General features: G+C 69.4%; 10 protein-coding genes. 9 read left to right on the top strand and 1 reads right to left on the bottom strand.

The features are described from left to right. Window positions 1-127: 127 nt before the first annotated feature. The 4 genes from arr to H5397_RS16685 all read left to right on the top strand — a co-directional run bounded on the left by arr (window position 128) and on the right by H5397_RS16685 (window position 1,990). Window positions 128-535: an NAD(+)--rifampin ADP-ribosyltransferase gene (gene arr / locus H5397_RS16670; RefSeq protein ID WP_182818831.1), complete on the top strand. Its 408-nt coding sequence runs from the start codon at window positions 128-130 to the stop codon at window positions 533-535. A 192-nt stretch (window positions 536-727) separates the two neighbouring features. Then, window positions 728-961 (top strand): YlcI/YnfO family protein, encoded by a 234-nt coding sequence (locus H5397_RS16675; protein ID WP_182818833.1) that lies wholly within the window; start codon window positions 728-730, stop codon window positions 959-961. Between the two features lie 4 nt (window positions 962-965). Then, entirely contained in the window at window positions 966-1,280 is a 315-nt protein-coding gene (locus tag H5397_RS16680; RefSeq protein WP_182818835.1) for a type II toxin-antitoxin system PemK/MazF family toxin, read from the top strand. A gap of 116 nt (window positions 1,281-1,396) precedes the next feature. Next, window positions 1,397-1,990: a methyltransferase domain-containing protein gene (locus tag H5397_RS16685; RefSeq protein WP_220492378.1), complete on the top strand. Its 594-nt coding sequence runs from the start codon at window positions 1,397-1,399 to the stop codon at window positions 1,988-1,990. A gap of 484 nt (window positions 1,991-2,474) precedes the next feature. On the opposite strand, the gene H5397_RS16690 is transcribed toward H5397_RS16685, so the two are convergent. After that, entirely contained in the window at window positions 2,475-4,022 is a 1,548-nt protein-coding gene (locus H5397_RS16690) for an FAD-dependent monooxygenase (RefSeq protein WP_375539379.1), read from the bottom strand. Between the two features lie 49 nt (window positions 4,023-4,071). Here H5397_RS16690 and H5397_RS16695 point away from each other — a divergent pair, with 49 nt between their 5' ends. The 5 genes from H5397_RS16695 to H5397_RS16715 all read left to right on the top strand — a co-directional run bounded on the left by H5397_RS16695 (window position 4,072) and on the right by H5397_RS16715 (window position 7,427). Further along, window positions 4,072-4,674 (top strand): class I SAM-dependent methyltransferase, encoded by a 603-nt coding sequence (locus H5397_RS16695; protein ID WP_182818838.1) that lies wholly within the window; start codon window positions 4,072-4,074, stop codon window positions 4,672-4,674. Then, a complete protein-coding gene (locus H5397_RS16700; protein WP_220492379.1) occupies window positions 4,674-5,252 on the top strand; it encodes a TetR/AcrR family transcriptional regulator in 579 nt (192 codons plus the stop codon). Before H5397_RS16695 ends, H5397_RS16700 begins: the two co-directional genes overlap by 1 nt. Window positions 5,253-5,279: 27 nt before the next feature. Then, window positions 5,280-6,692, top strand: a complete 1,413-nt coding sequence (locus H5397_RS16705; RefSeq protein WP_182818841.1) for a ferric reductase-like transmembrane domain-containing protein — start codon at window positions 5,280-5,282, stop codon at window positions 6,690-6,692. A gap of 259 nt (window positions 6,693-6,951) precedes the next feature. Beyond that, the gene (locus tag H5397_RS16710; RefSeq protein WP_208091032.1) at window positions 6,952-7,233 is read left to right on the top strand and encodes a type II toxin-antitoxin system Phd/YefM family antitoxin; all 282 of its coding nucleotides are present in this window, start codon (window positions 6,952-6,954) and stop codon (window positions 7,231-7,233) included. Beyond that, window positions 7,230-7,427: a type II toxin-antitoxin system RelE/ParE family toxin gene (locus H5397_RS16715; RefSeq protein ID WP_182818843.1), complete on the top strand. Its 198-nt coding sequence runs from the start codon at window positions 7,230-7,232 to the stop codon at window positions 7,425-7,427. The genes H5397_RS16710 and H5397_RS16715 overlap by 4 nt, the downstream gene beginning before the upstream one ends. The last annotated feature ends 81 nt before the right edge of the window (window positions 7,428-7,508 follow it).

A 7,508-nucleotide genomic window follows, 5' to 3' on the forward strand; every position in this document is an offset into this window, starting at 1 on the left:
GACACAAGCCCGACACGACAATTCGTGTGCCCACCGTTTTCAGCCGTTCCGGAACCACCGAATCGCGTTGACAAGCATCGATGCTCGCTCAGACCCGCCCGAATGCCCACCAACTGCGGAACTCGGGGTGGAGGGACCGTTCTACCACGGCACCCGGTCGGCCCTGGAGGTCGGTGCAGAGCTCGTCCCCGGTCGCGGTTCGAACTTCCACCAGGGCCGGGTGTCGAACCACCTGTACTTCAGCGCGCTCGTGGAGACGGCGGTGTGGGGTGCCGAACTGGCGGCGGCGCTGGCCGGGGGAGATTCCCGGGGCCGGATCTACCTCGTGCAGCCGGTGGGCCCGTTCGAGGACGACCCCAACGTGACGAACAAGCGGTTCCCGGGCAACCCGACGCAGTCCTTCCGGACCCGGCACCCGCTGCGGGTCGTGGCCGAACTGGAGTCCTGGCAAGGACATCCCCCCGACGTCCTGCAGGCCATGCTGGATCATCTGGCACGGCTTCGCGAGCAGGGCCTCGATGTCATCGACGATTGACGCCGAGCAGGGGTCCGCAGGGGCTGTTCGCGGGCCCGTACGTTCCCTGGATGGCTTTCATCGGCAGCGGGCGCCGAAGTCGGGGCAGCGGTCGGTCCCGATGACCTCGATGGCGCACTGTGGCCCCGTGGACCTGGCTCGGCGGCGTGAGTGAGCATCCCAATACGGGACCCGAGATGGTATGTTTCTGCCATGTCCGTGCAGATCGCGATCCGCCTTCCCGACGACATGGTGGCCTTCCTCGACAAGTCCGTGGCGGCCGGCAACGCTCCAAGTCGGGCAGCGCTCGTGGCCCGTGCCGTCGAGCGCGAGATGCGCCGCCAGGTTGCCGAACAGGACGCCGCCATCCTCCGCGAACGGGGTGCCGCCGACGATCTCGACGAACTGGTCGCCTGGTCCGTCGCGCACGCGACGATCGAGGACTGACCCAGTGCGCGAGATCTGCCTGGTGCGCCTGGACAAGACACGTCCCGCGGTCGTGCTGACCCGCGAGGCTGCCCGGGCCGCCATGACTAAGGTGACGGTCGCGCCGATCACCTCCACCGTCAAGGGCCTCTCCAGCGAGGTCCCGGTCGGCCCGGCCAACGGCCTCGACCACAACGGCGTGATCTCACTCGACACCGTCGTCACTGTTCCCAGCAAACTCCTCGGCCGCACCGTCGGGTTTCTGACCCACGCCCAAGAGGCCGAACTTGCCCGGGCGGTCGTCCTGGCCTACGACCTCGACATCCCGCTGCTCGGCTGACGAACCCCACCAGCCCCACCTCGGCAGATCCGCGCATGGTGGGACATCCCGTCCTTGACGTGGCCGGCGCGGACACCGACGATGGCACCCTCGCGAGACCGGTGGAGGGCGATGGGATGAAGTACGCGCTCATGTACCGGCTCGGCCTGACCCCATGGGAGCACTACGCCGAGGTGGCGCAGGCAAGCATTGCCGAGAAGCTCACGCGCGAGAGCGCCGACCGCTCCAATCGTCCCCTGGGTCGCGCCCTCGACGTGGGCTGTGGACGCGGCGTCCACAGCGCCGCACTCGCCCGCATGGGATGGGACGTGGTGGGAATCGACATGGTTCCCCGCGCAGTCGAGGCGGCCAACCGCACGGGCCTCCAGGGTGTGCGGTTCGAAGTGGCAGACGCGACAAAGCTGCCGCAGGCAGGGTTGGGACACTTCGACTTCTTCCTCGATGTCGGTTGCTATCAAAGTCTGGACGCCATCGGCCGTGGGGGCATGGGCGAGGGCGTGACCGCCCTGGCCAACCCCGGCGCGACCTTGCTCATGCTGGCCCTTGGACCCACCTCCTTCCATCGCTTGACGGAGGGTGTTACCCACGACCAGGTCGTGAGCGGGTTCCCGAACTGGCGACTGCTCTCCAGCGAGCCCGCTGACAGTCGCGGCCTCGGGTGGCCGCTGAAGCGCTCCCACCCCACCTGGTACCGATTCCAGCTGTCGTGACTGCAGGCTCAGCAGTGTCACGCGAAGGCGTGACTGCCGTGAGGAACCGACCCGGCCCGGGACGACCCGACGCGCACCTTTCGCACCGTCGCGCACCGTCGGAACATGCGCGAAGGAATGAAAGGTGCGCGTCAACCCTGACGCCCCTGACAGGGCCGTCCCGGCCCCCCCTCGACCACGCAGTGCCCGGCGCCGTGGCACCGGCAGCCTCCGCTGCGGCGGCAGACCCGCCCACCTGCTCGAACTCGCCACCCAGACCCCCGCGCCAGGTACTCCCTCCTCCCGGCCTGCAGGTCTTGTGAGCAGCGGCGAACAGACTCAACGTGCCCGGGCGCGCTGGACGCCGAGTGTCCTGTCCGCAAGGGGACGGGCTGGGCCGCGTGATGGCATGTTCGTGAACGGTGGGGCCCTCCCAAAGTTGCGGCGATCGAGTAGCCGGTCGCGTCCGACATCATCGACAAGACGTTGCTCACAACCCGACTCCTCAGCTTTCGGCTGGGTCGGTGCTGGCCCGGGCGGAGCCCAGTAGCGCCGGCCGCCGGGCCAGAGAGTTCCACACCTCGGCCTGAGTGGTCCCACAGGCGGCGATGTAACCGTCGGGACGGACCAGAGCGACTGAGGGAGCCTCGGAGTCGTCGGAGACCTCCACGACCGGCAGATCGCCCCAGCGCCCTCCGGACGCTGGCTCGCGGACGACCCAGGTGTAGCGGTGTGGGTCCAGCCGTGAGAGCACCCGGCCGCCGGCGCTGGTGGCCGTATTCCCGACCCGGGCGCCGGCTGTCCTGCAGCCCGGCACGACGAGTGGGCTATCCGAGTAGGTGACCTCGAGCCCTGCGAGGGGGCGGCCCAGGACAAGGCGGAGACGTCTTCTCCGCAGCACCCGCGGCCCGAGCGCGCCCACGATGCGACGGGCGACGCCGGCGCGGCCGGTGATCAGGGACGTCGCTCGCCGGACTCCGCCCACCATGGCATGCGCCACCTGGCCCCGCTCGGTCGCATAGCTCTCCAGGAGGCCCTCGCGCACGTCGGGAGGGAGGCGGTCGGCGATCGCCAGCTTCCACACCAGGTTGTGCGCGTCCTGCACTCCGGTGTTGAGGCCCTGCCCACCGACGGGACTGTGAACATGGGCGGCGTCCCCGGCGAGGAACACCCGTCCGCGGCGATGGACATCCGAGACGCCGTGGCTCAGCGCGAACCGCGAGGTCCAGCCGACGTTGCTGGCGCCGAACTCGAGGGACGTCCGCGCGCGGATCAGGTTGTCCAGGTACTCCGCATTGATCGCCGGCCCGGATGCGGCGGACTGGCCCGGGACATGGGCGATGATGCGCCACCGATCGTGTTGGGGCATGGGAACGACGATCAGCAGCCCGTCCGGGTGCAGGTACAGGTGGCCCTCGTCCTGGGGGAGCGTCGACGTCGTGTCTGCGTCGGCCAGGATGAATGTTGCGCCGGCGTCCACCCGCTTGAGCCGGCCCCGGATGGCGTCCCGGACCGTACTGCGGCCCCCGTCGGAACCCAGGAGCCACCTGGCCCGGACGTGAGCCTGCGCCGCGCTCGGGCCACGCAGGTCGGCTACGACCGCGTCCCCCTCGTCGACGAGTCCGACAAAAGTCGTCCCCCACTCGACGTGGACGCCCCGCTCCGTGAGCGCGGCCTCCAGCACCTGTTCGGTCTCGTATTGCGGCGCCGTGAGCCAGTGGGGATGGTCGGTGTCGCCCCAGTCGAGGTCGAGCAGGTCGACCCGGCCGCGCGCGCCCAGCGGGCCCTGCAGGTTGAGGGCCGTGAATCGGACGCCGCGGCGCGACACCTCCTCGGCCACGCCGAGATCCTCGAACACCTCCATCGTGCGGGCGTGGACCACCAGCGCCTTGGAGTGCTGGCTGCGGCTGTCTCTCCTGTCGACGATGCGCACGGTCATGCCGCGTCGCCGGGCCTCCAGCGCCGCCGTGAGACCGGTCGGTCCCGCGCCGATCACCAACAGATCGACGTCATGTGAGTTCCGAGGGACCATGACACCTCCAAATGAGACCATGAAGTCTCATTTTACTCAGGCGATCAAACCGGCGAGACATACTCGTCTCATGTATGAGCTGTTGTATCGCTGGGGCCTGACGCCGTGGGTGGCTGCGGGGCGCGCCCAGTCTGCTCTGGTGGAGCGCCTGCTGGACCGCGAGGAGGCTTGGCATGGCTCCACCGTGGGCCGGACCCTGGTGGATCTGGGCTGTGGGACCGGTGAGCACAGCCTCGCGGCGGCGAAGCGGGGCTGGGCGGTGGTGGGGCTGGACGCTTCGGCGGCGGCGATCGACAAGGCTCGCCGGGCGGCGGATGGTGCGGGCCTCGCTGTCCGGTTCGTGGTGGGGGATGTGCGCCGGCTGTGGGAGGTCCCTGGGCTCGAGCCTGGCGTGTCGGTCTTCGTTGATGTGGGCTGCTACCACGGACTTCGCGCTGCCGGGCGGCGGATGGTCGCCGAGGGCGTGGGCCGGCTGGCGGCGTCCCGTTCCTCGGTGCTCGTGGTTGGCCTGGATCGGCGTCCGGGCTTGGCGGGGGTGGGCGTGACGGCCGAGGGCCTGGGGGCGGACTTCCCCGATTGGCAGGTCGAGCCGGGCCAGGTGTTCGCGCTTGGCGGCGCGGGCCCTCTGGGACGCGCCCGTTTCCGGGTGTTCCGACTGGCCAGGGAGGCATGATGCCGGACAGGGGGGGTGCGCGGAGCGATGCGCAGCGCAACCGTGAGGCAATCCTGCGGGCGGCGGCCGAGGTTCTGGCCGAGGATCCGGCGGCGAGCATGGACGATGTCGCCGCCCGTGCCGGCGTGGGGCGCGCCACCATGTACCGCCACGTGACCGGGCGGGCCGATTTGCTGCACCAACTGGCTTCCTGGGCGCTGGCGTCCGCCACTCGGGCCGTCGATGAGGCCCGCATCGACGACGGCCCCGCGGACGCCGCCCTGCGGCGGGTCCTCGATGGGTTGGCCGTCGAGAGCGTCGGGTTCCGGGCTCTGGTCGTGCTGGGCGTTCCCCGGGATCCGGAGTTCGAACCGGGCCGAGATGCCGTGCTTGCTCCAGTCGTCGCACTCATCGCTCGGGGCAGGGACTCCGGCACGTTCCGGGGTGACCTGGATCCGGCGTGGGCGACGACGGCGCTGGTGACACTGCTGCAGGCCGCCGTCGCGCAGGGGCGCTCCGACCCGGCCCGGCTGGTGTGGCACACGCTGGTGGAGGGGTGGCGGCCGATGATGACGAGGTCTGACGCACGACTAGAATGAGACAAACAAGTCTCATTTAGAGGTGTCATGGTCTCTCAGAACGCGCCAGAACTCGCCCTGCACGCCGTCGCCGCCGACGCTGCAGTCCTTGCCGGACCGGCGGCGTCCAAGCCAGTTGACCGGCGTCGGATGTGGCGGCGCCAGCGGGTCGCGGGTCTCGTGGGGCTCGGTGTGGCGGCGTGCCTGGGCAGTGTCGCGCTCGTCCTCGCGATCCAGGAGGCGACGCCTTTCGTTGGCAGGGTCGGGGCGCTTACCGCCTTGTCGTCAGTGGCCGCGGTGGTGGGCACGTCCCTGATGCTGTTCCTTCTGCTGCTGGTCACCCGGTGGCCGGTGCTGGAGCGGGCGTTTGGCCAAGATCGCCTCGTGGCCTGGCACAAGAAGGTCGCGCCCTGGTCGATCTGGCTGATAGTCGCCCACGTGCTGCTGATCGTCACCGCGAACGCGATGGAGGCCAACGCGGCCTGGCTTGCCGGCATCAGTCTCGTCGTGGGGAAGTACCCGGGCATCGTGCCTGCGATCGCCGGCCTGCTGGCGATGGTGGCCGCCGGCCTCACCTCGTGGCGACGGCTCCGCGGGCGGCTGCGGCACGAGACGTGGTGGACCGTGCACCTGTTCACCTACCTGGGGGTCGTCCTGGCCTTCTTCCACCAGGTCGTTGCCGGGGACACGTTCTCGAAGGGAGCCTCCCGGACGTTCTGGGTCGCGCTGTATGCCCTCGTCCTGGGGCTCATCGTGTGGAACCGCCTGCTGGTCCCGGCCGTCCGCTCGGCCCGCCACCGCCTGGTCGTCACCGACGTCGTGCGCGAGTCCGATGACGTGGTCTCGGTGTGGATGACCGGCCGAAACCTCGCACGTCTGCGGCTGCAGCCGGGACAGTTCCTCAACTTACGGTTCCGGCACCGCGGGCTCGCCTACGAGGCGCACCCTTTCTCTGTGTCCGCCGCCGACGGGGAGCGGTTGCGGATCACTGTCAAGGCGCTGGGTGACGCCTCCACGGCGCTGGCAGGGATACCTCAAGGCACCGGTGTGACGTTCGAAGGACCCTACGGGGCGATGACCCCGGCACGGGTTGAGGGGTCCCGATACATTCTCATCGCCGGGGGCGTGGGAATCGGCCCGATCGTGTCCCTCGCCCAGGGACTCACCTCGCATGACGCCGTCGTCGACGTCGTCTACCGGGCCTCCCTCCCGGAAGACCTCGTCCTCACCGACGAACTCCGGAAGCTGGAGACCGAGGCCGCCCTCCGGCTCCACCTCCTCGCAGGGCCCCGCACCCTCCACCCCCTGAGCCCCGATCACCTCCGCTCACTGCTCGGCGACTTCACCGACGCCACCGTGTTCGTGTGCGGCCCCGAGTCCCTCAACATGCGGGTCACGGAGTCAGCGCGGGCGCTCGGCGTGCCCGCGTCCCGCATCCACCGCGAAGTGTTCGACCTCTGACACCCCCCAGCCACAGCCGCGAACCGGCTAAGGGGAACAGGATTTCCTCCGCTTACCTCCGTCGGCGCACAATGCCCCCAGAACTGTGTTGACAAAGGCTTTCGTCACCCCGGAGTCCGATCGCGGAAGCTTGAATGGGAGACCGGACCGCGCACTGTACATCCGGGGACACCTCGACACACCCACGCCGCCTGCCGTACGTCTACCACCGACCGGTTCTGGCTCGTGGCGCGGCAGAGTTCTGGCTACACTTGTAGCCATGACTGTTGAGGGGACGATGGCGCTGAGGGACGTCAAGAACCACCTGTCCGAGGTCGTGGACCAGGTGGAACGCGAGCACGACCGGGTCGTGATCACCAAGCACGGCCGCCCCGCAGCGGTCGTGGTTAGCGTCGACGACCTCGCCTCGCTGGAGGAGACCCTTGACATCGCCGGCCGTCCCCAGTTGATGCGGCAGATCCGAGCGAGCCTGACCGAGATCGCCGCCGGCGAGGCAGAGGTGGTCACCAAGGACGAGATCCTGCGCACGCTCAGCACATGAGCGAAGCGCCTCTCCCGGTTGCGTGGACCCCGACCGCCAAGCGCGCCCTCACCAGGCTGCCGGAGAAGGCAGCCGCCGCGGCCGTGGAGTTCATCTACGGACCGGTCGCTGAGATCCCCCGTCGGGTAGGAAAGGCGCTCCGCCGCGAGAGCAATGATCAGAACCTGTGGATGGCTCTCGGCGAGGTGACGTGAAACGGGCGTACCTCCCGAGCAAGATCGAAGCCCATGCAAGTTCTGATCAGGGTCGGCGTTGGCGCGCCGGCTCGGGAAGGT

This window comes from Propioniciclava sp. MC1683 (assembly GCF_014164675.1).
Lineage (GTDB): Bacteria > Actinomycetota > Actinomycetes > Propionibacteriales > Propionibacteriaceae > Propioniciclava.

Excerpts from the sequence above, each read along its gene's own strand:
- H5397_RS16675 (WP_182818833.1), top strand. The coding sequence starts at position 728 with ATGTCCGTGCAGATCGCGATCCGCCTTCCCGACGACATGGTGGCCTTC.
- H5397_RS16700 (WP_220492379.1), top strand. The coding sequence starts at position 4,674 with ATGCCGGACAGGGGGGGTGCGCGGAGCGATGCGCAGCGCAACCGTGAG.
- H5397_RS16685 (WP_220492378.1), top strand. The coding sequence starts at position 1,397 with ATGAAGTACGCGCTCATGTACCGGCTCGGCCTGACCCCATGGGAGCAC.
- H5397_RS16710 (WP_208091032.1), top strand. The coding sequence starts at position 6,952 with ATGACTGTTGAGGGGACGATGGCGCTGAGGGACGTCAAGAACCACCTG.
- H5397_RS16705 (WP_182818841.1), top strand. The coding sequence starts at position 5,280 with ATGGTCTCTCAGAACGCGCCAGAACTCGCCCTGCACGCCGTCGCCGCC.
- H5397_RS16690 (WP_375539379.1), bottom strand. The coding sequence starts at position 4,022 with ATGGTCTCATTTGGAGGTGTCATGGTCCCTCGGAACTCACATGACGTC.
- H5397_RS16715 (WP_182818843.1), top strand. The coding sequence starts at position 7,230 with ATGAGCGAAGCGCCTCTCCCGGTTGCGTGGACCCCGACCGCCAAGCGC.
- H5397_RS16695 (WP_182818838.1), top strand. The coding sequence starts at position 4,072 with ATGTATGAGCTGTTGTATCGCTGGGGCCTGACGCCGTGGGTGGCTGCG.